Source organism: Parasphingorhabdus sp. NYA22 (assembly GCF_976973735.1).
The window spans coordinates 120,250-144,177 of sequence record NZ_OZ333478.1 but is presented as its reverse complement, the minus strand read 5'-3'; the positions used below and the strand labels follow the sequence as shown (position 1 = coordinate 144,177).

The following is a 23,928-nucleotide window of genomic DNA, read 5'->3' as shown; positions in this document are numbered from 1 at the left end:
AAAAACTTTCCTCGAAGAAAGTTTACACCGTCTGCCAGAAAAGGGAAGGGTAGGGCGAGTTTCATTCTACCTCTGTGTTATACTCATGGCTTGCGAGCGCTTCGCGAAAAAGCGCGACCATCTCGTCTTCGTCTGCGCCCGATGCGGCATGAACCTTGATGGTCAGTCCTTGGCGGCTTGCTGTGGTGACGGAGAGGGCAGGGCGATTATGCCGTGAAACGCCCTCATAAAGCTTCGGGCGTTGCTTGTCAGCTTCACCCGCAGCCATAAGCCGTGCGAGAACAACCGTTCCGCCAAGTGGGGGCTGGCCGTCCTGAGCGCGCTGACCGTTTTCCTCGGTGACACGTTCAGCGGCTCCAACTATGGATTTATGACGCCTTTCATCGGCTAGTGCCTGTGACAGCTTATAGGCCGGATTAAGTGTTAGCTCGCCTAAGTCAGCGAAAGCGGCAAGAACTATATCAGGTAATGTTGCCACTTTGAGCATCTTTGACAGCCAGCCTTCGGATAGTTTTAGCCGCTCGGCCATGCGCCGCTGTTTACCGCCATAATGCTGCTCGAGCGCAGAAGCATAATTCCGTGCGCGCTCAATCTCGCTTACATCCTTGCGGGCGCGGTTCTCAATATCGGCAAGCCGAAAGGCGGCCTCGTCATCAAGATCGGCCACCTGCGCCAGAAAGGTCATGTCAGGATAGCTGTTTGTTCGTAACCAGCTGATCGCAAAATGGCGTCTCGTTCCGGCAATCACTTCATAGTCATAGGCCGCATCATCGTTTACGCGCCGGACAATGGCCGGAACTTTTTGTCCGCCCTCTGCGATGATCGTATCAATCAGGTCGCGCACATTCTCTTCATTCAGGCGCGCCTGTATTCTGGCATTGCCCTTCCAAATGCGCACGCGGGCGGGATCAAGACGGAGCTGCGTAACCTGACGGACATCGCCGGAGGCAACACGGGCCAAAGCAGACTCGCGGCCCAAAAGCGCCATACCGCCGCCTCTCGCTGGCCGTCCGCTGGTTTCTGTAGGGGCCGGAGAAGGCTCTGTGCTGGCCGCTTCATCCGTGCTTACCGGTTGGTCGTCGGCGAGCAAATCGGCTAGATAGTCTTTTTGTTTACCTCCCGCCATCATATCTCTCCCAAGGAAAACGAGAACATAAAGCGAACATAAATACTTGAATGACCTGTTTTAGGTTGCATTTACCACCTCCGCCGCACTCGCGGGACTTGTTACACCCCAATTGCGCCGGACAAGTTGTTCCACTTGCCCCAGAGCCTGGTCAAGATTGGCGCGGCAGCGTTTGTGTGTGCGCGGCGTCCCGATAGGGCGCTCCAGTTCGTACACGGTCATCATTCTGAGCGCCGCATGGCTTATTTCTGCGCTTTCCAGTATCGGTACGGGTAACAGAGCAGGGCCGAAGCTCTGCTCCATAATTTGCTGCACCATTGCGTGACTTGGATCATTGGAATCAAATTTTGAGCAGATCAGGCGCACGAAATCATAAGAAACATCAATTCCTGCTTGCCGTATCTGCTCGGTGACCTGTTCCATCATCGAGAGAAACTGTACGGTTGAACAAAAATCGGGTGTGGTTGCGGCTAGGGGAATCAATAACGCATTGGCAGCCTGCATGACCGCGAGACTAATCGTACCAAGGGCAGGGGGGGGATCAAGTAATACAATGTCATATTGCTGGGCTAGGTCGAGCAAACCGCTCTTCAGTTTGCGGAAACGCGCTGCCAACACTGATCCGCCATCTGCGCCCGATGCAGCTAGCTCGTATTCCACGTCAAAAAGTTCCAGATTGGAAGGGATGAGGTCGACATTTGGCCAGGGCGTGCGCTGGACAGCATAGAGCAAGTCGGTTTGTGTAGGCTCTATTGAGAGATATGGATAAAGCGTTTGTTCGCGGGTGATATTAAAATGAGGATTGAAGCCGAATAAAGTCGTGGTGGTTGCCTGACTATCGCAATCCACCACCAATACGCGGTAACCCAAAACGCCGAAATAATGCGCCAGATGAGTTGTAACTGTCGATTTGCCAACGCCGCCTTTGAAATTTTGAACCGCGATAATCGCCGGTTGATCGAGTGGTGCGCGGGCGGGCGAGGCATCCAGCACTTGCCGCATATTGAGAAGATCTTCGATACTATATCCGGGCCTGCGCCCGTTTTTGGTGGCCGGGGGAGGGGGCAGACGCCCGTCATTCTCCGCCATGCGGATACGGTTTGTTGAACAGCCGAGCAGTTGGGCGGCTTCTGCGATGCCGTAGCGAACTGCCAAACCCTTGCGCGCTTCAGGCAGAAATGCTTTCTTGCGCAGGCGTTCGATCATTCTTTCGCCCGCTTCAGCCATTTCTGCAATTCGGTTCACTTCTGAATTCATTTGGTGTGACGCCTGCTCAATTGAATGACTTTGTGCGCATAATATAGATTTAAGCTTCAGTCGAGTGGTTTCTCGGTGAGTGTCAAACAAAAATACGGCCAGAATAAATCGAAGATATTGGCCAGAAATCGCGTCTCGACCAAAATTCCGGGGAATGATGATAGTGATTTGATGTTTGGGGCGAAGTCCTTTCTCCTTTGCGATTGCAAAACCTTCATTGAGCAAAAAAGGATCACATCCCAGCAATGGGCCGTTCAAGCTGGCGTCTTTCTGTTTCACGGTCGTTTTTGGCTATCATCTCGCTAAGTCGCTCGGCCAGAACGATCGCTCCTGGTCGGCTGATGCTCGTACGGATGCTTTCCGAACGTGCTTTGCTCAATGTCCCCCGTCAGCATTCAATAGACAGACTGGCTGCATAAAATAAGCGAGTGTTTTGGTTTCATTGCAGTGACTGTAAGGAACGGAAATGAAACCAAAACACTCGAAAGCCCCCGCGGAGCGGGTGGTCAAAGATATCCGCAGAGCGACCCGCAAACAGTATAGCGCGGAAGAGAAGATCCGGATCGTGCTGGAGGGTCTGCGCGGCGAAGATAGCATTGCCGAGCTATGCCGCCGTGAGGGTATCGCGCAGGGCGTGTATTACAAATGGTCGAAGGACTTCATGGAGGCTGGCAAGCGCAGGCTGGCTGGCGATACTGCCCGCGCTGCCAATACTGATGAGGTGCGCGACCTTCGTAAGGAAGCCCGAGATCTGAAGGAGGTTGTCGCTGAACAGATGCTTGAGATGCGTCTGCTTAAAAAAAGCATGATCGGGGATGGGGAAGGCGAAGAATGAGATATCCTGCATCAGAAAAGCTCGAGATCATCAGGCTGGTCGAGAAAAGCCATCTGCCTGCCAAGCAGACGCTCGACAGGCTGGGCATCGCCCGGCCTACCTTCTACCGCTGGTATGATCTGTACCAGCGGTTCGGCGAAGAGGCGCTAGAAGATCGGCGTCCCGGTCCGCGCCGGGCATGGAACCGGATCCCGGAGGAGGTGCAGGACAAGATCCTGGATATGGCGCTGGAACGCTGCGAGCTATCGCCCCGCGAGCTGGCGGTGACGTTTACCGATGAACAGCGCTACTTCGTGTCGGAGGCCAGCGTTTACCGCCTGCTCAAGGCCCACGACCTGATCACCAGCCCGAACTTCATCGTGATGAAGGCCGCCAGCGAGTTCAAGGACAAGACAACGGCGCCCAACCAGCTGTGGCAGACTGATTTTACCTACCTCAAGATCATTGGCTGGGGCTGGTATTACCTGTCGACGATCCTCGATGACTACAGCCGCTATATAATCAGCTGGAAACTGTGCACGACCATGCGCGCAGAAGATGTCACCGATACGCTGGAGCTGGCTCTTGAGGCATCAGGCTGCGGGCAGGCGCATGTGCTGCACAAACCGCGCCTGCTATCGGACAACGGGCCAAGCTACGTTGCGGGTGAACTTGCGGATTATCTGGCCGACAAGAAGATGCGCCACGTTCGCGGTGCACCGTTCCATCCGCAAACCCAGGGCAAGATCGAACGCTGGCACCAGACCCTCAAAAACCGCATCCTGCTCGAAAATTATTATCTGCCCGGCGATCTCGAAGCGCAGGTCGAGGCGTTCGTCGAGCACTATAATCACCAACGTTATCACGAGAGCCTGAAAAACGTCACACCCGCCGATGCCTACTTCGGCAGGGCAGAATCTATCATCAAACAACGAGAAAGGATCAAACGAAAAACCATCGAACAAAGGCGATTGCAATACCGCAAGATCGCCGCCTAATATCAACCAACCAGATGGAACCAAATACTCGCCTATTTTAAACCGCCATATGTCTCAAATTATCTGACGACGGACAGGTCAAACCGGAGGCCGAATGATTGATAACGGGCAGGGTCAATCACACTAGCAAAACTGGGATTTGGTTCGATGAAATAGGACAAAGTAACTTTGAGCTTAACCGCCGTATTACCCAGCTCTTCCAAAACTTCTCGCGGCCATGGGAGCTCGTAAATGTGCGCCTCGTTAAATCTGATACCCTTATCTTTTCTAAATGGCTGGATCGTATTTTGCGCTACCAAGGCAAGATCATCTGCAGCTGATGCGGATGCGCGAACTATATTGGGCACGCCGTATCCAAATCTCCGTATGCTATCTGCCTTGTCCCGCCTGCTTGCACCTAAATCAATGGCTTCAAGCATCGGCGGGGTCCAGCGGGCGCTGTGAACCATCAACGCGCGAACGGTCTCTGGCCAATAATCTGGATGATCGGCACTAATTTGCGCCGCCATTCTCGCTGCTTGTGCGGTCGCCGCGCTTGTCGCCCAAAAACCCGTCAGTGGGTTAGTATCCACCTCTTTAGACGTTGTAAGAAGTGATATAGAATCCAATCCCGCAACCGCTTCTTGGCCCGATGGGCTAATTGCGCGATTGCCAGTTTCAAACACCAGATCGGGTTTGAAAGCTGACTTACTGGAATTCCACAATATCGAGTTGCGGCTATATGGACTTGCCTCTCCTACGGCAGCAGACGGAGTCCAATCTTCGTAACCCTGCTCAGCAATAGCGGTCTTTTGTGTAAAACCGCCAATCGCAAGAGCGTTCCAAGCCTGCGAAGGATCTTGCATCGGGAACGCGTCATGATCAGATATGGCCGCCGCGTTGCTATTGTCGGGAATGTTGCCAGCAGCAACGACAATCAACCGTTTGGGTGACAGGTTATCGGGATCTTGCAGCTCCGCTCCCGCTGCAGCTTGATCAATTGATGCACTCCACGCGCTATTTTCAGCACCGGAACGGTTTTCATTAGTCACCGCCATACAGAAAACACGGTCTCTCAATGGGTTTTGTATCTCGGCTTTGGCAATAGCGCTCAATGTAATTGGCCCGTAAGAATGAGGCTCATTTGGAGGAAACCCATTTGGCGGCAATATTTTTACCGATTCCACTCTGTGACTGAGAATATGATTAGATTGATCAGCGAGCGGCGCAACCAAGTCGCCGTGTAGGGATAGTCCAGCCATTCCGGTTCCATGCCCGGGACCGCCATCATGATCGTCGCCGCCCCATGCCTCGTTTACCGACATTAAATCATCGATTGAAAGGGCCGGTTCAATCAAGGGATGGGCCCTGTTCACACCGGTATCAAGCAGACAAACAGCAGGAGCATCGGCTTGGGGCCATGTAACTCTTTCAGCTAAGTCATCTATAAACGCCGGGATATCGTCCTTTAGGTCTTGTGTGAACACCAAAGGATTGTCGGTTGCTCTGCGCAGTTCAGCAATACCGCCAGTCGCAAATAGCAGAAGTTCAATCGAGCTCACTCGGCCATAAGCGGGGACGACAACTATTTCGGGAAAGTGCAAAAACGTGTCGTTTGTACCTAGCTGGAGACCGAGCGTGCCTGCAGTGGCGACAACCTTTTCCAAACTGTCAGGAAAACACCAAAGCGCCCACCAAATTTCTTCTTGCGGTTCGGTTGGTAGTGCGTCTTGATCATCACGCCAAAAGGTCCTCAGCCGTGCCTCGCGAATATGCTCAATGGGTTCAACACGACCGGCTAAGGGCGGGGTGCCTCTTCTCGAGGTAATCTCGCCTTCGGTATAATCGGATATAATATTCTCAAGTACATCGCGCGCATCATCGGGAACGAAAAGAGCAATGGTCCGTGTGCCGTCGTCCAAAACCTTTTCAGCACTTTGTCTTGTATTTTCCGTTTTTCGTTCAATTATCTCTGCGCCCGTTAACCGGTTCAATTCGACCTCAAGATATATACCCCCGGAACCCTCCAGGTCAGGGATTTCTCCAACCAATGCAGATTGTGTCTGATCAGCTTGGTTGAAGGCTGTTCGCAGCTCTTCCGCCATCCGCCTTCCATGATCGGCACGGATCCGCTGGAGAGGGTTTACGCGGCCATTATTACCCGGTGATTTATAATCGCCTCGCCGAACCAATGCGGAGATATCAATGTGAGGCAGGTCATGGTCAGCCACGAATTATGAAGCCGTCGTAAACGCGGATCGCATTGATTGCCGATCTTCCAATTTTTCGGTCAGATCTTGAGTTGTGATCGAAGAGCGTTGCGCCAGTATTGCGGTCTTTACGGCTTCACTTGCCGCCCTCGCAATTTCCGCTTGGCTCAGGCCTTCAGCCGCTTTTTCTACAGCTTTCCATTTGATCCGAGGGTATTTTATCGGCCGAAGATTATATTTTATTACCGCCCGAATTTGATCCGGAGTTGGAAGAGAAAACTCCAATACTTCATCAAAACGGCGAAGCAGCGCTTTGTCGAGAAGTTCTGGGTGATTTGTGGCCGCAATGATTGCGCTATCTGTCGCCGTTTTTTCTTCCATGAATTGAAGAAAGCTATTCAGAACTCGGCGCATTTCGGCCACGTCATTTGAAGCTGCGCGATGTCCTCCAACAGCGTCAAATTCATCGAACAGATAAACCGCTCGTCGACGTAAAATTTCGTCAAATACAAGCCTAAGCTTGGCAGCTGTTTCGCCCATAAACCGAGTGATTAGTGTGTCTAATCGGATCACAAAGAGAGGTAATTTCAGCTCACCAGCTACCGCCTCGGCGGTCATGGTTTTCCCCGAGCCGGGTGGTCCTACAAATAAATATCTATTGCTGGGCAGTTTTCCATGTTCTCGAAGTTGATCGCGCTTGCGCTGCTGCAACATCAAATGGTTCAACCGATCCAATGATGCAGATGGCAAAATCACATCTGCCAGCGTGATAGATGGTTGTTTGAGATCCAAAAGACCTTCCAAATCGCCGCGCGGACTTGCAAAGGCGATCGGAATAGAGGGTCTAACGCCGTCTTTTGCTCTTGCTGCGTCAACAGCCGCACGAAGGCTATTGGCAGTATCACGTCTGCCTTGTCGAGCTTCCGCTGCCGCCACTTGTAACGCAATCGAGAAAAATTGTTCGTCATCACCCTCAGCATGGCTGCGCAGCATTTTTTCTATTTGCTTGGCGTTCGTCATGAAAGTCCCTTGATAACCCGCATTTTCATCGTCCTTAGATGACCATATTGCCCGACATTCTCAATGTCACCTAATGAATTACATTTTGCTGTGGGTTTAGTTGGCCGTCTAACCAGAAGACTTCCAATCAATGAAGCCGCCGCCATAACCAAAAAATGCCCCTAACTGGTTAGGGCTATCCAGGTGACGTATTTTGACAACCGCTCAATAGTAAGGCCGTAACAATGTTATTAAAGCGGGTTTTCGCCGGAATATTAGACGTTAATTTTCTTTCTTCTCCTTTTTAGCAGCCAACGCTTGATGAGCAAGGTGACGTTGGAGATGGCCGGAACTATCAAAGTTCATCGTTCCCCAGATTGGACAGAGTATCATGATTGTGAGACACTCTGAGTTTGGGGGAGCAGAATGAAATCTATCGCAATGTCGCTAGTATTGTTGATTGGCGCCGTCGGACCCACGGAATTTAATCCCTGCGGGTCAGGCGCTGCTTTGGCACAGATCGGTGTGGCGGGTTGTTGCAAGACTTGCCGAAAGGGGAAAGCTTGCGGTGACAGTTGTATCGCGCGCGACAAGGTCTGCCACAAAGGGAAAGGCTGCGCGTGCAATGGATAATGCGGCGTAAGATAGAATTTGGTGTGTTGCTTTTGGCCCTGCTGCTGCCTGGCCTAGCGTGGCTCTACGACCTGATCGCCTCGATGCTTGCAACTAGATAGTGAACAAAATTGCCAGAATGAGCGCTGCAATCCAGTCTATAACGGCGCAAAACGGGATATACCAACGCGGGATTTTAGCACCAAACAGGCCATTGTGATGGGCAATATCCCAAAGGCCATGGGCAAACAGGGCAACAGCAAACCAATAAGGTGAACCCAGCACACCGGCCACGGCCATGATACCAAATAGGGCAGCCACACAGAGTTCCAAGACGAAGATATGAGGCCGCCCATCTTTGGCACCGAAGCCAATATAGGCACCTGAAATGATCCCAATGATCATTGCTATGGTCAGCCGGCTGAGATCTTCTGGTAAAAAGAGATGCGCTGGAATGGCGACGCCGAGGACAATAGCGGAAAGAGCGATCCCGGGAGAAAAGCGGGCAATGCGCTTCGGTTCATCGAAATTCCTTACTGGCGAATGCTGTGTCATTTTCTAGCGCCTCAGCGGCTTTCGGTTCCGTATTTCTCCGAAAGAATCGCAAAAAATAATTGAATGAACCTGATCATTTAAAAGATTAGTGGCTAAATTTCATAGCCACGGTTTTGACGTTGATGTTTTGTGAATAACCAGAATCCTGACCAAATTCAATCGGCTTGACGGTCAATATTGAGAGCAATGATCAAAGCCCAGTTGAACTGGTTGGTAAGGATTATAGCTGCAGAAAAATCACCCGAGCCTTTATCCAGATGCGACAAGTGCTATTCTTTTTTTGATCGACTTACTGAGTTTTTGGAGCGTTTATTTCGACTGTCCGTTTCAAAATTAAAAATGATTTTATGTTTTGAATCGCAGCGCGGCTTTTGCGTCTTGGGAGCGGTTGCTACCGCTTGACCTTGAATTGCGTAGATGGTGTATGTCGCGGGATCTATAAGCATCAGCGCTATAAAAAATCCAAATGCCCTGAGAAGGTGTTCATGGGTCATTTTTATTCGTGTTACTTTGTTGTTCACGGCATCTTGTGATTTCCGCATGCGTTGCAGGGTTCTTTTGGCCAATTCTCCCGGCGGCTCGGATTTGGACCAAGATGTCGCTAGCTCGCCGATACCAATGGTATGGAATCCGGATACTCGAAGAACGGAAAAAGCGTACCAACCGGCTGCAGCTGAATAGATAATGGCAATTGAGAGTAGAGAGAAGCGCAGGACCGCTGGCGCGGGCCCGATTTTATTTTCCCAAATTCCAGTTTGGATCGTGACTATCAGTGGTACCAGTGTTGCTAGAACGGCGAGATAGATAGAGGCCTTGGTTTCCGCGGTTTTTCTGCGATCAATCTCTGAATCCGCCATTCTTTGTGCTTGTTCCAGTAATTTGGCGGGTTGCTTCCCCCAATTTGTAGAATCAATCGCAGCCATGTCGCGATCATAGGCCTCTTGTCGCTCGTTCTTCTGATCTGGCGTCAGCCCTTCAATTATCGGGAACAGAAAATCAAAAAACCTTCTGATCACAGCCTTGTTCCCATCAGGGCATCAACGATGGCATTGGTAATCGGATGGCCAGTTCTCTGCTCAATCCAGGCCCATTGACCATTCGGATTAGCCTCCAGAAACCAATATTGCCCATCCTGATCTTGGATTAGATCCACGGCCGAATAACGCAGACCGAGATCCTGGGTCACTTTTATGCAAGCATTTGCTATATCTGATGGAAGATCCAGTTTTTGGTGTTCCACTTCCACGCCGCTGCCTTTTCGCCAGTCAACTTCAGTCTGTTCGTGTTTTTGGGAGTCAATGGCAGTGGCCATGGCGCGATCATCTACCACGGTTACGCGCACGTCATATTGCTTCGCAATTTCCTGCTGAAAAATCATCGGTGCAAGTCGGATAGAGTCCTGATCGTTTGCATTCAACGCCACGCGGCTTGTAAACATGACACGGCCTGGGCCGCTTGGATCTTCGAGCAACGCGCGCCTCAGCGGCTTGGCGATTATATTTTGGGCGGCCGCAAATTTCTGAGCAGCGGTGAAATCATTTGTGACGCAAGTTTCAGGCACCTTCAGACCAGCTGCGCGGGCAATAGCTATTTGGCGCGGCTTGTCTTCAGCTTTCTGAATGGCATATGGCGAATTTAGCCAGCGACTGTCTAAAGCAGTCCATAGGCTCCGCAATATTGCAGACCATTCGCTAACAATATATTCCCTGACGGGCTGATCAAAACTTCCCTGTGGTTCCGGGGTAAGCGGCCGGCGATAATAGGCCGCTGTAAACTCTGATAGGCAGAAGGATCTATCATCATGCGCAAAAGTCGCATGGCTCGGTTCTCCATTTGGAAATTCTATCTGCCATTCGGTTATGTCTTCGGTATTCAGTCGAAGATACGGAACCCCACGTTTTTGGAGTTCTAGGACCACGAAATCAATCGTAATGTCCCGCTTGTTGGTTGCCAGAAAAATCATTCTGCGCCAGCAATATCAGAACAACGTATAGTCCTGATCGTCGCTTTCAACCTCATAGGTGGTCTTCGTTTCCATTTCGAGTATGGAAGAAGCATTTAAACTCTGATCATCAGATTCTTGCTGGACATCTGTTTTGGTCACCAGCTCTGAAAGAGGCCTTGGCGGGAAATTTTCGTCATCCGTCTCCTGTTGCGTTGCTGTTTTGGTCACCAACTCGGACAAGTTTGAATGCATCAATACAATCGGTACTTCGCCTTGCTTGGTGCCCTCAACCCAAACATCACGGCTATGGCAATAATGTCCGCCGATGTCAGGGTGGGACTTGCGCTGGGTGGCGTAGCTTACCAGAAATGGGGTCATTCTATTATTCTCCTGAAAACACTCCAGAACAGCTCTCTTCGATTTCCAATTGCTTCTATGAGCTTTGGATCAATATTTTTCAATGCTAATAGGCCATTAGTAGAAATCAAAAGAGATTGAATATCATTTCTAGATTATTTGAGCCCAATATCGGGCATAGAATCGATTATATACTTTCCAAACACTAATGCAGTTGCAGTGAAAGCTAAAAATATGCGGGGGCGCAATGTCTAAAAACATACTTATCTATTCTGATGGAACTGGCCAGGTTGGCGGCCTTCGGCCCGATCAAAGACTTTCGAATGTCTATAAGCTGTACCGAGCCACGAGGCCCGGTCCAGATTCAACCATCAGTCCAAAAAAACAAGTAACATTTTACGATGCAGGTCTTGGCGCAGGAGAAGCTGGCGGTTTGACTTTCAAGCGTTTGCGTAACTTTTTTGCTGCCGCGCTCGGCACGGGGATCGATGAAAATGTCATTGATTGCTATGCTGCAATTATCGCTCATCATAGGCCGGGAGACAAAGTTGTATTAATAGGATTTAGCCGCGGTGCCTATACGGTTCGCGCTGTCACGAATGTTATGAACCTATGCGGCGTGCCAAAACATGATGGTGAAGGCAATCCGGTGCCGCGTTACGGTCCGGCCTTGCGAATGATTGCAAGCGAGGCTGTGCGAGACGTCTACAACCACGGCGCTGGCTCCAAGCGCGGGAAATATGAACGACAGCGCGAGCATAAAGCGAGGCGGTTTCGGTCGAAATATGGATCAGAAGGTGTGGGCGCGGACGGAGAAGGTCAAGGCAACGTTCAACCTGAATTTGTGGGAGTGTTTGATACTGTCGCTGCTCTGGGAAGCAGAACCGCTTCGATCGTCGTGGCGATAGCGTTTTTGGTGACAGCCTTTGGATTTTGGCGCAGTTTGGATGCCGATACTTGGTGGCTGAGCGCCCTGGCCGGAACCATTCCTGCTTTCATATTATATTGGGTCCTAAGAAGCGTGGGTTCGCAGTTTAAATATTATTTTGAGGATGATGCTCGCAGCTTTCGCTGGTGGAACCCGGTAGACTGGATTTCTGCCCTTTGGCATGGACATATGGCTTGGTGGAGCGGAAAAAACTATGATCGCTATGTGGACCGCGAGATACCAAAATTGCGGCATGCGTTGTCGATTGACGAGGCGCGTAAGAAGTTTCCCAGAGTAGGCTGGGGGAGCGATACGGACGTGCAGTGGAATAAGCGGCGAGGCAACCCGAATTGGCTTGAGCAGCTGTGGTTCGTCGGCAATCATTCTGATATTGGCGGAAGCTATCCGGAAGATGAATCACGGCTATCGGATATTGCTCTGGAGTGGATGGCCGGCGAGCTCGTCTCAGCCGTGCCCACCATTGAAATTCAGCGGAATTTTCTGAATACCGCACCGGACCCGTTTGGTTTGCAGCATGATGAGATACAAAGCGCGCTTGATATGCAGCCAAAATGGGTGCGCTGGATTTCTAGAGACAAATTGACTTGGGGTAAAAGGGTTCGCAGCATTCACCCAGAAGCGAAGCTACACCAATCTGTAGCGGATCGGTTAAGTGCAACGGCAGTCCCGCAGATGGGCGATGTGAAACCCTATTTGCCTACCAATTTGAAAGGTCATATCTGTCAAAATAATCCTCAAAGCCAGTCGGATAATATCAGTCGTTCCATTTGGCCTGAGAAGGACGTTTAGCCAAATTCACTGGTGGCTCGCTTCAGGGTTCAATCCAGGTTGTTGTTGTGCTTGGAGTCTGGATTTGAAACAGGCGTGTCTACGCCGTTAACTTTGCGGATGTGGTAATTTTCATATTCTCCGGTTTTGATTTTTTGCACAAACTCGGAGCGGGACATGTCGTCACCGGTAAAATTGTCGTGGAACGCTGCATTGCGTCCGCTGTCGGTCTCCTTGGTAACTTTGACTCTTTTTGGCATTTTTTTCTCCATCGCTAGTTATCATTATATAGGTACTGAGACGGCCGAATACATCAAACCGATTGAGGCTTACCAGTCCCCGGTTTCCCGTCATAACCTGACCCAAAATCCAGCCAACGGCAAGGCCGCCAATCAGCCCGTAAGTCTGTGATGTCATGGTTGGTAAGGTAAAAAACAGATAAGCCGCTATAATAACCCCACCAAGCTCGGCACAGATACGGGCTGTATTGGAGTCTGGAAGTTCCATATCATTTCTCATTATTCACTTTGATCAGATATAATCTAACCCTGCATGTTTTTTAAACGGACATTGTACCAATAGCCCGCTGCTATAATTGCAATTACCAAAACTTGAGCGATAAGAGGCTGAACCGCAGGGAAAATTCCCAACATGGCAATTTGCGGAAAATCAGGAAGCGGGGTCACGCTCATCAGGCCAGCCTCCTGCAACGCCGCAATTCCCTTGCCGGTGAGAATCACAGTAAGAACGATCATCAACGCTGAGCTATAAGCGAAGAACCTACCTATCGGTAGCTTCCGGCTGTATCGTAACATGGCCCAGGCAATGACCGAGAGCAAAAGTATCGCGGCTCCCGACCCAGCTAGAATGGTCATACCATTGTCCGCAGTCCAGAGCGCGGCAAAAAACAGGATGGTCTCAAAGACTTCGCGGTAAACGACAATAAAAGCCAGGCCAAAGAGAAACCATGCCGACCCTCGCGACAATGCTTTGCTCATTGTTTCACCGATATAGCGTTGCCATTCATCGGCGCGCGACTTGCCGTGCATCCACAAACCAACAAAAAGCAGGATGACGGCTGCAAACAAAGAACCAAAACCTTCGGTCAACTCCCGGCTCGCTCCGCTAATACCTATGAGATAGGTGGCAGCGAACCATGTTGCGCCGCCTACCAGAAGCGCACCAATCCAACCTCCATGCACATAAGGCATGACTTCGGGTCGCTCGGCCTTGCGCAGAAACGCAATCATAGCCACCACAATCAGTAGCGCCTCCAGCCCTTCGCGAAGCAATATTGTAAAGGCTCCAACAAAAGCGGATGCTTGGCTGGCCTGATCGGCGTCTAGGGCGGCCTCTGCCTCTAAAAACAGCCCATCAAGAGCGCTGATCCGGCTCTCCACCTCCGCTACGGGAAGGCTGTCACCGATAGCAGCGCGGACATGGGCCATCGCGCGTTCAATGGCTTTTAGCAAAGACGGATCGCGAGCGGCCAGACCAGGCTCAAGGGGTTCAAAGCCGTCAAGATACGCAGATAATGCCAGACTTTCTGCTTCGTCTTTTCTGCCTGCCTGATAAGCCGCCAGACTTTCCTTCAGCTTGGTCCGGGATAGCGCCAGCGAGCCGGTGGATGAAGCAGTAGTACCAATGACTTCTGGATTTTTCCGCAGGAATGCCATCACTGCGTCTGCTTTTTCTGGTCCTATCTGTTTTCCCAAATTGGCCGGAGTCATGCTCGCCAAAGCTGAGAGATCGGGAAACAGGGCGCGAATAGCCGCATGTGTTTGCCAAAGCTTTTGCCCCTTGGATGCCTCTTTGAATGCGAAACTGCCCGTATATGCGGCCATATCCCAACGGTCCCGGGCAGGTAAATCAGCAAAACTCTGCATTGCTGTCCCATCAAGCCCCTGACCAATAACCTGATACAGGGCGAACAGGCTGCGTTCTCTTGCTCGCTCTACATCGGTAAATGCTATCGGAGCGGGGTCGATCTGCCTCGCATCCGGCCCTTGACCGTTACCAGACATGCCGTGGCAACTGGCACAATTTTGCGCATACAGCTGTTTGCCAATTTGTACATTGGGTGCAGTTTTGGGAGCAAGTGGAACAGGATAACTGCGGAGCAACTCGGTTGCCAGCAAGCGTGCCTGCCGCGCCACCACTTCTGGAGACGCTTTATTATCAATGGCCGTATTGAGCTCGTTACCTTTTGCAATCAGGCCGGCTCGGCCCGACTTTAATGGCAGCTTTGCCAAACCGTCGACTACAGTTCCCGAAAACTCCGCCATTTCGGAAAATTCTGCTTCGTTTATCACTTTACCTTTATCGACTGCACCGGGATAATCGACCGCAATATAATCCAGCAGACGCCATAACGTTTCAACATCACCCTCCTTCGCCTGCGCGGAAATAGGTGAGCAAATGGCCGCCAAAGCCAGAACCGATAAAAGAGTATAATATATTCTGGTATAATGACGCATGATTAAAAGGTGCTTCCCAGCTATTCCAGAGGCCGATTTGTGAGGAAAAACATGTGCCCCAAAATAGCATCATTCTTGATTTCGTGCAGAACGGCCGCAGGTAATCACGATCCTGTTTGAGTGATCTGCCTACTAATACGCAAGCTGCACCGCTTGGCCCTCAAAATTATTTTTGAGGGGTGGGCAATATCGCCGCGTATTGATGATTAGACACAGCCAAGGAACCGGAAATGCGCAGCACCGGATTGTTTCGCCTAACCCTCGCCGTTGCCCCACAACGCTCGCGGCGATTTTGCTCACCTGAGTCTAGTTACAGCCAAGCCAGCGGCCAATGCGACGATTACACCGACGAAGAGAATTGATCTGGTCTTTGATGAGAAGATCATGCCTGCAAACACCCGCACGCAACTAATGATGACATCAATGCCGGGTATGGCCTGTCACGCCCCGATGAAAATGCCAATTTCTGTGATGATGGGCAAAGACGGCAAGTCGGTTATGGTGATGATGACAAAGCCCCTGACGTCCGGAGGTTATGAACTGCGCTCAATGGCATCGGGCGACGATAACGAAGTAATCAGCGGCAAATACGCCTTCCAAGTGAAGTGAAAGTGCCGCAATCGAAACTTCGGGTGCGGCCCCCTGACCGCATCCGGAGACTTCGATTGGACACCGCAGCGTAGGGTTTGTTTATCTGGCTCGGAAAATTGTGAGCAAAAATTCTTTCAGTTGCGGCTCTGCCGTCAAGTGCGCTGCTGCAGTAGTCATTGTTGGGGATGCTGGTATTCGCGATAATCTTGCCATCGGGCGAGATTGGCAATTGTGTTCGATTCCATCGAGTCAGGTTACAGGCGGATGTAACCGCCCATCAAGAGCAAACCGTTCCTGTGTTTCCAAGGCATATGTTCCAGAAGCGCGCACGGAATCAAATATGATACTCCAGCTATGGATAGAGACAGCGCTCGGAATGAGGATGAACAGGTTATCGGCGAGCAACTGGTCGCCGAACTGCTGCTGACCGGCACTGGGAATCCCTGGCGTCAACCAGTTGGGGTTCGGGATATCACCAGGTTCGACCATATAGATAGCAGAGGGTTTTAGTATCTTGAATGATGACAGAACATGCGGGACCGTATCAAGAACCCGGAAGGTTTTATGCACAGCCACTTCCAAAATCGCAGTTGCAGGATCGACGGCACCGTAAACGGCCCTTATATTCTTGCTGTTCCAGCGACCACCTTGGCGGAACGCTCCCTCTCCGCTATCCCATGTTTTGGTAAATCTCTGATCATCAAGCCGCCAACCGATGATATCCGATCCGCCAAGAGGCGTAGGCAAGGGTGTCATGTGTAGACGCCAAATTCAATTCGCTCGAGAAGTTGTACGACCAGTTGGGAACCAGCAGGTGTCGATAGAAGATCAATGGGTCGTTTTTGATTGAGACCGATTGCGGGGCGTTCCAGCCATTGTTCGGCTTCTTCCTGCGAACCAAAAATATCTGTCGTCTCTGCCAGAATCTCAGCAAACTTCCAAGCGCGGCCACTTTGCTCCGGGCTGAGCAGTTTTGCGGTTGTCTCGCCCTTGCGGCGCTGGAATGTGCGCATGCTGATGCCGACTGCTTTTTCGAGTGCATCGGAATGCTGGATCAACGCGACATTGGCGACCAGTTCTGTCAAAACCGTACTGGGGAAACCCTTGGAGATCACTTCATGAGCATCGAGCGCGGTTTTCAAAGGATATTTGAAAGTTGCATCACCGCCTAATAGAGCAATGACCCGATCAAATTCCCGGCTCAATACTTCTTCCGTTTCCAATTTCTTTGCTTTCCAGAATATGACAGATGGCGCGAGATAAATGACATGTGTCATACCAAATGTCAAACTAATATAATATTGCTGGAGCGCCATTGCAGAATTCAAGTCGCCTACTCGCGTTGACTTTTAGCTTTGGCAGCCAAGCTCGCAATGCTCTAATTCATGCGATCTGTGACAGCTCGATAGATTAGCTAAACAAGTTTTGAGCCTGCGCGCGGCGGCTCGGTCTGACAAATTTCTAATTTTTCGGGAGCATTGGATGCTTACCCGTCACCTAGTTTCTAGAAGAAGGATTGTGCTATGAAGCTATATTCATGCGCACAGAAATGGCCCAAGCCGCCAATTGCGAATATAAGGCTTAGCGACATTCGCAATATGGGATCCCCCAAAAGCGCAGTTGAAGCAGAAGCGGCCAGCCTTTTTCTATCCCCCTCAGAATGTCAGTGTCTTATAAACGTGTCCCTGTCAGCAGACGTTTACTGCGTACCCGGCCTAGTTTCATCGGGCGGGGTTTGTGGTTCGCCCACTATGTTGACTGGCAGCTTCAGATAGACCGTGCCATTGTCCTCAGCTGGAGGCATATAGCCGGCGCGGATGTTGACTTGGATCGACGGCAGAATCAGCTTCGGCATGCCTAGCTGGGCATCGCGCGCCTCTCGCATGGTGACAAATTCATCCTCGCTCACGCCATCATGGATATGGATATTGGCGGCTTTCTGCTCGGCCACGGTCGTTTCCCAGCGATGCTCTGAGCGGCCTTCGGGCAGATAATCATGGCACATGAACAGCCGCGTCTCACCCGGAAGCGTAAATATTTTGCGGATCGAGCGGTACAATATGCGAGCATCACCGCCAGGGAAATCGGCGCGGGCGGTTCCATAGTCGGGCATGAACATGGTGTCGCCGACAAAGGCGGCGTCGCCAATCACATATGTCATGCAGGCCGGCGTATGGCCCGGTGTGTGCAGAGCGTGCGCTGTCATTTTGCCTAAGGGGAAACTGTCGCCGTCATGAAAAAGCTGGTCAAACTGGCTGCCATCACGCGGTAAGTCCGGCCCGGCGTTGAAAATCTCTCCGAACACCGACTGCGTGATGGTGATGTGATCGCCGATCGCCAGCTTTCCGCCCAGCTTTCCCTGAACATAAGGCGCAGCCGAGAGATGATCGGCATGGACATGGGTTTCCAAAACCCATTCGCAGTTCAGCCCCTCGCGCCGAACGTGGTCGATCACGCGATCAGCTGAAATCGTCGCCGTTCGCGCCGCTGCTGCGTCATAATTCAGTACGGGATCAATAATGGCGCACGCGCCGGTTGCGGGATCTGATACAACATAGCTTATCGTGTTGGTATCATCGTCAAAGAAAGATTGAACGTTGGGGGTCATGGATGTGTCTCACAGTAGGAGGGATGATAAGTTGGCGGCGCAGCGGCAATCAGCCACTTTGCCCATCGACATAATCGCGCACGAACCGCTTGAGCGCCGGTTCGTCGCACGCGAAACCCATGGCTTCGGCCTGTTTCAGCGTCGCGTCCCCGCTCATACCGTTTTCGGCGGCAAGGTGCATGACGGTTAATGCTCCGGCCCGCTTGCCAGATGCGCAATGCACGAACACCGGACCGGGTAGCGTTTTGACTGCGGTGCGGAATTGCTCGACCAGTGCTTCCGTCATCGCATCACCCGCTACCGGGACATGGCTATAGACTAGGCCAAGAGTGCGGACTTCTTTGCCTTCGCGGGGGGGCTTGAAAGGCTGATCCGGTTCTGCCTCGCAGCGCAGATTGACCACCGATTTGTAGTCCGCTTGCGCCAGCTCGCGCAGATCATCAGCGGAAGGCGGCGCCATTCCAATGGTGAAGCGGTCGTCGATTTTTTTCATATTGGCCATAGCTTTCATATTGGTCATAGCTAAGTTCCTTGAATGTCCGAGTGTCACACGCCTTTCGAAAAAGACGCGAAGGCATATTTTTAATTGATTTAATATGCACATCTCCGCATATATATAAGTGTGAAACCTGAAGAAATCCGCAGACAGGCCGAAAAGGCTCTGTCCCTGCTCAAGGCGCTGGGCAGTCATAACCGCCTGATGATCGCCTGCCAGCTCGTCGAACGCGAACGAAGCGTCGGCGAGCTTGCCGAATTGCTTGGCATACGCGAGGCGGCGGTTTCGCAGCAACTGGCGCTGTTGCGCAAAGATGGTTTGGTGAAGCCGCGCCGCGATGGCCGCACGATTCATTATTCGCTGGCCGGTGATGCCTCGCGCCGTTTGTTGGAGACGCTATACGAAATCTATTGCGCGTCCGGTGCAAAGGGAGAGCCAGGCGAAGTCGCGCAGGACGACAAACTGTGATTTCGGGCAGAATCGTTAATGAATGCTGCATTGCTCCAGGAATTGCTCTCGCTTGTATCGGGAATATTGGTCGCGTTCACGCTGGGGCTGATCGGCGGCGGTGGATCGATCCTCGCGGTGCCGCTGCTGCATCATCGGTACACTGGCGTCGCAGCGTCTCGAACAGCGCAAAGGCGCGTTAAAGCTGCTTTTTTCGGCTATCGTTGTCGTTATCGGTTTAACCATTGCTGGCAGGGAGATGGTAGCAATAATGGCATGCTGACCGAAGCTATGGAAAGGATGACGATACCATCCCCGCCGCGAAAAATCCCACAGCGCCATCGACCCGAATCCAGGTCACCCTTCAACTCGATCCGTAGGTACAAAGACTGACAGTGCTAGCGGCAAGAGGTCGAATCGGGCTGGGGTCGTGGTCGTGATTTCGCCATCGGTATTGATCGAAAGTGGCGGGTCAGTTCGGATGTCGAGAGGACCGGGACTGCAAAATGCTTGCATTTTGCGCAAATTTCGATGACGTCCGCGTCGAAAGGCTGACAAAAAGAGTGGCCATTGCCAGGATTGCCGGGGCTCCACACTGTAAAAGTCCAAGGATTGATCATCAATGCTCGCTACTTCATACACGGACATGCCGCCGCCATAATATAAGCCGTTGCCGACTGCTATCTGAAGACTTTTCAGCTGAATTTTCCGGTCTTTAGTGACCACTTCCGCCGCGAATGGTTTCATGGCCAGCATTGTTTTAAGGGCTGCCAGCGGGTAGCTTAGACGTCCCCAACGCCGCTTCAAATTGCCAGTCAGTCGACGCGCCAGCTCAACACTCATACCCATACTCGCGACATTAGCGAAAAGCTGATCATTAACCGTTCCAACGTCAATCCGCCTTGTGCATCCAGCGACAATAACCGCTACTGCAGCTTCGGGGTTAATAGGAATGCCGAGCGTTCGAGCAAGGTCGTTTGCCGTCCCGAGTGGCAGAACGCCAAGGGGCAATCCCGTCTCGACAATACCTTTGAGAGCCGCGTTCACTGTGCCATCGCCGCCGCCGACGATGACAAGGTCGACCTCGTCAGCACGCCGTACAATTTCTTGGCTCATATCGTCAGCGCGTTTGCTCAAACTTTCGATCAGGGTGATGCCACCGCTCTGAAGTTGCCGGGCTACCCCATTGGCCATATTACCATGGCCGTTACGACTTTGCGCATTCAAAAACAAAAGCGCCCGTCGTTTGGATTGCATATTGATTCTCATGATCCTCTTTAGTTGCCATACTACGACTATCTGGCAGAAGGGTCGCCCGGAAATTGCTCACGCGATCAAACCAGCCTATTATCAGTTCATGCTTCGGGGCACTTGCTGTCCGGCTCCTGCGGTGCTGAGCTTGCCAAGCGGAATGGCAGTATGGAGCTTAGAAGCAGCAGCCCTACGCCGCTGATGATCATAACGTCGGCCAAATTGAAAGTCGGCCAGTGCCAAGCGCCAACGTAGATGTCGAGGAAATCGGTCACAGCACCGTGAAGTACTCTGTCCACGATGTTCCCGATGGCGCCTCCGGCGACGAGCCCGAGTGCAAACGTCTCGGTCAATTTTGTCGTTCGCACCGCCCAAACGAGGATGCCGATCACGATGGCCATTGATAATCCGGCAAGCACCAACGGATAGGCCGAGAATATATCTTGGAACATGCCGAAACTGACCCCCGTGTTGTAACCCAGTCTGAAATTAAGAAATGGCGCAATCTCGATTACCCGCGGTGGCTTCATCACTGTATTGACGGTCAGCCATTTTGTGACGAAATCTATAGCAAACGCAGTAGTGGCCGCAGTTACTGTCAGAAATATCTTCTTGGTCAAATTCGAATAGCTCACGATCGGATGGTCCTCATTGGTTTGCAGTGCACGGCCAAAGGCGCAAATGTGCTCAGTTTGAAACGGAGTAGGCTCACTCTGGTTCGGCGATGCTTGAGACGTTCCCGTCAGTGCGAGGACCGGCCTTCGGAGTGCGTCCATCGGTCTGACCCCGATTGAGCAAACGAAGCCCGTTAAGAACGACCAGCAGCGACGCGCCAACATCGGCCGCAATAGCGCCCCACAGCGAAGCAAGGCCGACAATAGTCAGAGCTGTGAAGACAAGTTTGACGGCGATTGAGAATGCGACGTTCTGATGAACTACAAAAAGCGTGGCGCGCGAATGCCGGACCAACCAGGGAAGTTTTGAAAGATCGTCCGACATGAGCGCCACATCTGCCGTTTCGATGGCAGCGTCGCTACCCATCGCGCCCATTGCGACCCCGATATTGGCGCACCCCATGGCCGGCGCGTCGTTAACCCCATCGCCGACCATAGCAACCGATCCGTAGCGTCGTACGAGATCCTCCACGGCGGCTACCTTGTCGGCGGGCAGCAACTCAGCGCGAACCTCGTCGATACCGGTTTGCTTCGCAATTAATTCCGCCGTGGCCTGGTTATCACCCGTGAGCATCACGACATGCTCGATTCCAGCTTGATGCAGCGCAGTGACAATACTTCTTGCTTCCAGCCTGACGGCGTCGGAAACGCCCACAAGGCCCCAAACCTCCTGACCCTCGCCGATCGCGACGAGCGTGTGGCCAGCTGCCGTAAGCGCGTCAATATGCAGCGGGATCGCGCCAGAGATGACACCCTGTTCTTCAACATAGCGGCGTGAGCCGAGCCACATGGTGCGGCCAGCCACTTGTCCGGTGACGCCTCGACCGATGATGGCCTGAACAGCTTCGGCGGGCGCGGCAACGATATTCAACTCATCCGCCTTTGCCAAAATGGCGCTTGCGATTGGATGCGCACTGCGTGCCTCCAATGCGGCCGCCACCTTGATGATTTCATGGATGCTGCGGCCTGAGAACGGTAAGATCTCGACGACCTTTGGCCGGCCTTCCGTCAGCGTACCAGTCTTGTCCATCGCGATGGCTTTAAGGCGCGCGGGCGTTTCAAGATGTGTCCCCCCTTTCACAAGAACGCCCTGCTTCGCGGCTCCCGCGAGCGCGGCCACGATCGTCACCGGCGTTGAAATCACAAGAGCGCAGGGACAGGCGATAACGAGAAGCACGAGGGCCCGGTAGAACCAAACGCCCCAGGCTCCCCCGAAAAGCAGAGGCGGAACAAGAAAGATCACGACGGCAAGGATCATCACGAGAGGGGTGTAGACACGTGCGAATTTCTCGACCCATTGTTCGCTGGGCGCGCGTCGGCTCTGCGCCGAACCCACCATGCGGATGATCTGGGCAAGTGTCGTATCATTCGCCGCCTTGGTGATCAAAACTTCGAGCGCGCCCTCTCCGTTGATCGTCCCGGCAAAGACCTCGTCCCCCGGGGCTTTGAATACGGGCACGCTTTCTCCCGTGATCGGCGCTTGGTTTATCTCGCTCTCACCAGTGACTACTCGCCCGTCGAGCGGCATCTTGTCTCCTGGGCGAACGATGATATGCGCACCGACCGGGACTTCGCCTGCCGGGACGTCGCGTTCGGAGCCATCTTCAAGCTTGATGCGTGCTGTCGGTGGAGCCAGTTCCATGAGGGCTGCTACAGCGCGACGTGCGCGGCCGAGGCTCCACGCCTCAAGTGCTAGGGCCAATGCGAAAAAGAAGGACACCGTAGCAGCCTCGAACCAGGCACCGATGCCGATCGCGCCCGCGACTGCGACCATCATCAGCAAATTCATATCTGGGCGAAGGCGCTTGGCTGCGAGCCAAGCCTTTGGTGCAACGTAGCGCGCCGCGCTGAGCACCGCGATTGTGTAGAGCAGAATGCTCGGCAAGGGAGTCGAGCCTAATCCATGTTCTCCTGCCTCGAAAGCCGCTAACACACCTCCAGCCAGCCAAGCATGGACTGCAAACCCTAGCGCCGTAAACAAGCCGCTCGCTGTCGTCAGCCAAGACTGAACCCGCTTACGGCGGACCTCGGTTTGCGCTTCTTCGCTCGTCTCACCCTCGGTCCACGGCTCCGCTCTTAATCCAGCGCGGGTAACAGCCTCTAGAATGCTGGCTTCAAGAGTAACGTTGGGCTTCATATCGATCGACATGCGGCCATTGAGCAGGTCGAAAGCGAGCTTATCTCCCCCGACCAGTGGACCGACTTCGCGCTTCAGCGCTGCGATTTCGTCGGCGCAATCCATGCCGTGAATGCGCAATAGAATTTGGCCAGACATAGGTGTTGGACTTGGCGGACCGAGCGCTTCGCGCACTAGTGACCCGCAGCACGCCGCGTCTTCGGATACTTCAACAAAATCCGACATATGCGGCGAAACTTCAGATGTCTGCCAAAGCTTTGCGTGCAAGCCCGTTTTAGCTACCGCTGCCTCGATCTCTGCTGCAGCAACTTGATTGGGTGTATGTATGGTCATGAAACCACGCTCAGTGTCGAAGGCTAGCGCATCTTCACCGCCGACGAGTGGACCCAGTGCAGCGCGGAGCGCGCGAACCTCGCTCTGGTAGGCCAGGCCATCAACTTTAAAGCGCAATGAGCCTGGAGGACTGATTGTTTTGGTCATGAGTTTACCACCATATTTCAAATTGGAGCGAACAAATTCCGCCAAGCGGCACCCTTATTACATTCTGTAGCCACTACAGAAGCAACAAGTTTTTCGTTCCCGGTGACGTTTCGTCTGGAGTAACTGCTGTATCACCTGGTTCGCTCTTGAAACTGTCGATTCAAACTATTCGGATCGCCCAAGTTGATCGGCATCTGA

22 protein-coding genes are annotated in these 23,928 nt (G+C 52.4%); 4 read left to right on the top strand and 18 right to left on the bottom strand.

Annotated features, from left to right (window positions below):
- Positions 1-61 precede the first annotated feature (61 nt).
- Together ACWFTY_RS17675 and ACWFTY_RS17670 are read right to left on the bottom strand one after the other, a co-directional pair.
- Positions 62-1,129 carry a ParB/RepB/Spo0J family partition protein gene (locus tag ACWFTY_RS17675; protein WP_447526963.1) on the bottom strand — a complete coding sequence of 356 codons (1,068 nt, stop codon included), beginning with the start codon at positions 1,127-1,129 and terminating at the stop codon, positions 62-64.
- A gap of 57 nt (positions 1,130-1,186) precedes the next feature.
- Complete coding sequence (locus ACWFTY_RS17670) at positions 1,187-2,383, bottom strand: AAA family ATPase (RefSeq protein ID WP_066746255.1); 1,197 nt, start codon at positions 2,381-2,383, stop codon at positions 1,187-1,189.
- Positions 2,384-2,849: 466 nt separating this feature from the next.
- On the opposite strand from ACWFTY_RS17670, the gene ACWFTY_RS17665 reads away from it, so the two are divergent.
- Positions 2,850-4,195 (top strand): IS3 family transposase gene (locus tag ACWFTY_RS17665; protein ID WP_447524529.1). Its coding sequence is split into 2 segments (ribosomal slippage): positions 2,850-3,179 and positions 3,182-4,195, totalling 1,344 coding nucleotides; the frame shifts between segments, so codons are not numbered across the junction.
- Positions 4,196-4,254: 59 nt separating this feature from the next.
- On the opposite strand, the gene ACWFTY_RS17660 is transcribed toward ACWFTY_RS17665, so the two are convergent.
- From ACWFTY_RS17660 to ACWFTY_RS17635, 6 genes are all read right to left on the bottom strand, one after another.
- Positions 4,255-6,279, bottom strand: a complete 2,025-nt coding sequence (locus ACWFTY_RS17660; RefSeq protein ID WP_447526962.1) for a S8 family peptidase — start codon at positions 6,277-6,279, stop codon at positions 4,255-4,257.
- Between the two features lie 129 nt (positions 6,280-6,408).
- A complete protein-coding gene (locus tag ACWFTY_RS17655) occupies positions 6,409-7,404 on the bottom strand; it encodes an AAA family ATPase (protein ID WP_447526961.1) in 996 nt (331 codons plus the stop codon).
- A 705-nt stretch (positions 7,405-8,109) separates the two neighbouring features.
- A complete protein-coding gene (locus tag ACWFTY_RS17650; protein WP_447526960.1) occupies positions 8,110-8,550 on the bottom strand; it encodes a DUF6010 family protein in 441 nt (146 codons plus the stop codon).
- Positions 8,551-8,819: 269 nt separating this feature from the next.
- Positions 8,820-9,566 (bottom strand): hypothetical protein, encoded by a 747-nt coding sequence (locus tag ACWFTY_RS17645; protein ID WP_447526959.1) that lies wholly within the window; start codon positions 9,564-9,566, stop codon positions 8,820-8,822.
- Positions 9,563-10,513 carry an MvdC/MvdD family ATP grasp protein gene (locus tag ACWFTY_RS17640; RefSeq protein ID WP_447526958.1) on the bottom strand — a complete coding sequence of 317 codons (951 nt, stop codon included), beginning with the start codon at positions 10,511-10,513 and terminating at the stop codon, positions 9,563-9,565. The genes ACWFTY_RS17645 and ACWFTY_RS17640 overlap by 4 nt, the downstream gene beginning before the upstream one ends.
- Positions 10,514-10,528: 15 nt before the next feature.
- Positions 10,529-10,873, bottom strand: coding sequence for a hypothetical protein (locus tag ACWFTY_RS17635; RefSeq protein WP_066746084.1), 345 nt, complete (start codon positions 10,871-10,873; stop codon positions 10,529-10,531).
- 226 nt (positions 10,874-11,099) lie between these two features.
- Between ACWFTY_RS17635 and ACWFTY_RS17630 the strand changes: the two genes are divergently transcribed.
- Complete coding sequence (locus ACWFTY_RS17630; RefSeq protein ID WP_447526957.1) at positions 11,100-12,590, top strand: phospholipase effector Tle1 domain-containing protein; 1,491 nt, start codon at positions 11,100-11,102, stop codon at positions 12,588-12,590.
- A 29-nt stretch (positions 12,591-12,619) separates the two neighbouring features.
- On the opposite strand, the gene ACWFTY_RS17625 is transcribed toward ACWFTY_RS17630, so the two are convergent.
- The gene (locus ACWFTY_RS17625; RefSeq protein ID WP_066746080.1) at positions 12,620-12,829 is read right to left on the bottom strand and encodes a hypothetical protein; all 210 of its coding nucleotides are present in this window, start codon (positions 12,827-12,829) and stop codon (positions 12,620-12,622) included.
- 282 nt (positions 12,830-13,111) lie between these two features.
- The gene (locus ACWFTY_RS17620) at positions 13,112-15,046 is read right to left on the bottom strand and encodes an FTR1 family protein (RefSeq protein WP_447526956.1); all 1,935 of its coding nucleotides are present in this window, start codon (positions 15,044-15,046) and stop codon (positions 13,112-13,114) included.
- Between the two features lie 267 nt (positions 15,047-15,313).
- Here ACWFTY_RS17620 and ACWFTY_RS17615 point away from each other — a divergent pair, with 267 nt between their 5' ends.
- A complete protein-coding gene (locus tag ACWFTY_RS17615) occupies positions 15,314-15,655 on the top strand; it encodes a copper resistance protein CopC (protein ID WP_335653842.1) in 342 nt (113 codons plus the stop codon).
- 231 nt (positions 15,656-15,886) lie between these two features.
- On the opposite strand, the gene ACWFTY_RS17610 is transcribed toward ACWFTY_RS17615, so the two are convergent.
- From ACWFTY_RS17610 to ACWFTY_RS17595, 4 genes are all read right to left on the bottom strand, one after another.
- Positions 15,887-16,393, bottom strand: a complete 507-nt coding sequence (locus tag ACWFTY_RS17610; protein ID WP_335653843.1) for an RES family NAD+ phosphorylase — start codon at positions 16,391-16,393, stop codon at positions 15,887-15,889.
- The gene (parS, locus tag ACWFTY_RS17605) at positions 16,390-16,914 is read right to left on the bottom strand and encodes a type II RES/Xre toxin-antitoxin system antitoxin (protein ID WP_335653844.1); all 525 of its coding nucleotides are present in this window, start codon (positions 16,912-16,914) and stop codon (positions 16,390-16,392) included. The genes ACWFTY_RS17610 and parS overlap by 4 nt, the downstream gene beginning before the upstream one ends.
- A gap of 422 nt (positions 16,915-17,336) precedes the next feature.
- On the bottom strand, positions 17,337-18,245 hold the full coding sequence (locus tag ACWFTY_RS17600) for an MBL fold metallo-hydrolase (protein ID WP_335653845.1): 909 nt from the start codon (positions 18,243-18,245) through the stop codon (positions 17,337-17,339).
- A gap of 49 nt (positions 18,246-18,294) precedes the next feature.
- On the bottom strand, positions 18,295-18,765 hold the full coding sequence (locus tag ACWFTY_RS17595; protein ID WP_335653846.1) for a protein tyrosine phosphatase family protein: 471 nt from the start codon (positions 18,763-18,765) through the stop codon (positions 18,295-18,297).
- Positions 18,766-18,867: 102 nt separating this feature from the next.
- Between ACWFTY_RS17595 and ACWFTY_RS17590 the strand changes: the two genes are divergently transcribed.
- On the top strand, positions 18,868-19,209 hold the full coding sequence (locus ACWFTY_RS17590; protein ID WP_335653847.1) for an ArsR/SmtB family transcription factor: 342 nt from the start codon (positions 18,868-18,870) through the stop codon (positions 19,207-19,209).
- A 15-nt stretch (positions 19,210-19,224) separates the two neighbouring features.
- Here the strand turns inward: ACWFTY_RS17590 and ACWFTY_RS17585 are convergent, their stop codons facing one another.
- From ACWFTY_RS17585 to ACWFTY_RS17570, 4 genes are all read right to left on the bottom strand, one after another.
- Positions 19,225-19,530, bottom strand: a complete 306-nt coding sequence (locus tag ACWFTY_RS17585; protein WP_335653848.1) for a hypothetical protein — start codon at positions 19,528-19,530, stop codon at positions 19,225-19,227.
- 15 nt (positions 19,531-19,545) lie between these two features.
- Positions 19,546-20,457, bottom strand: coding sequence for a lipid kinase (locus ACWFTY_RS17580; protein ID WP_335653849.1), 912 nt, complete (start codon positions 20,455-20,457; stop codon positions 19,546-19,548).
- A gap of 86 nt (positions 20,458-20,543) precedes the next feature.
- Positions 20,544-21,059: a signal peptidase II gene (gene lspA / locus ACWFTY_RS17575; RefSeq protein WP_447526955.1), complete on the bottom strand. Its 516-nt coding sequence runs from the start codon at positions 21,057-21,059 to the stop codon at positions 20,544-20,546.
- 88 nt (positions 21,060-21,147) lie between these two features.
- Entirely contained in the window at positions 21,148-23,730 is a 2,583-nt protein-coding gene (locus ACWFTY_RS17570; protein ID WP_447527017.1) for a heavy metal translocating P-type ATPase, read from the bottom strand.
- Positions 23,731-23,928 lie beyond the last annotated feature (198 nt).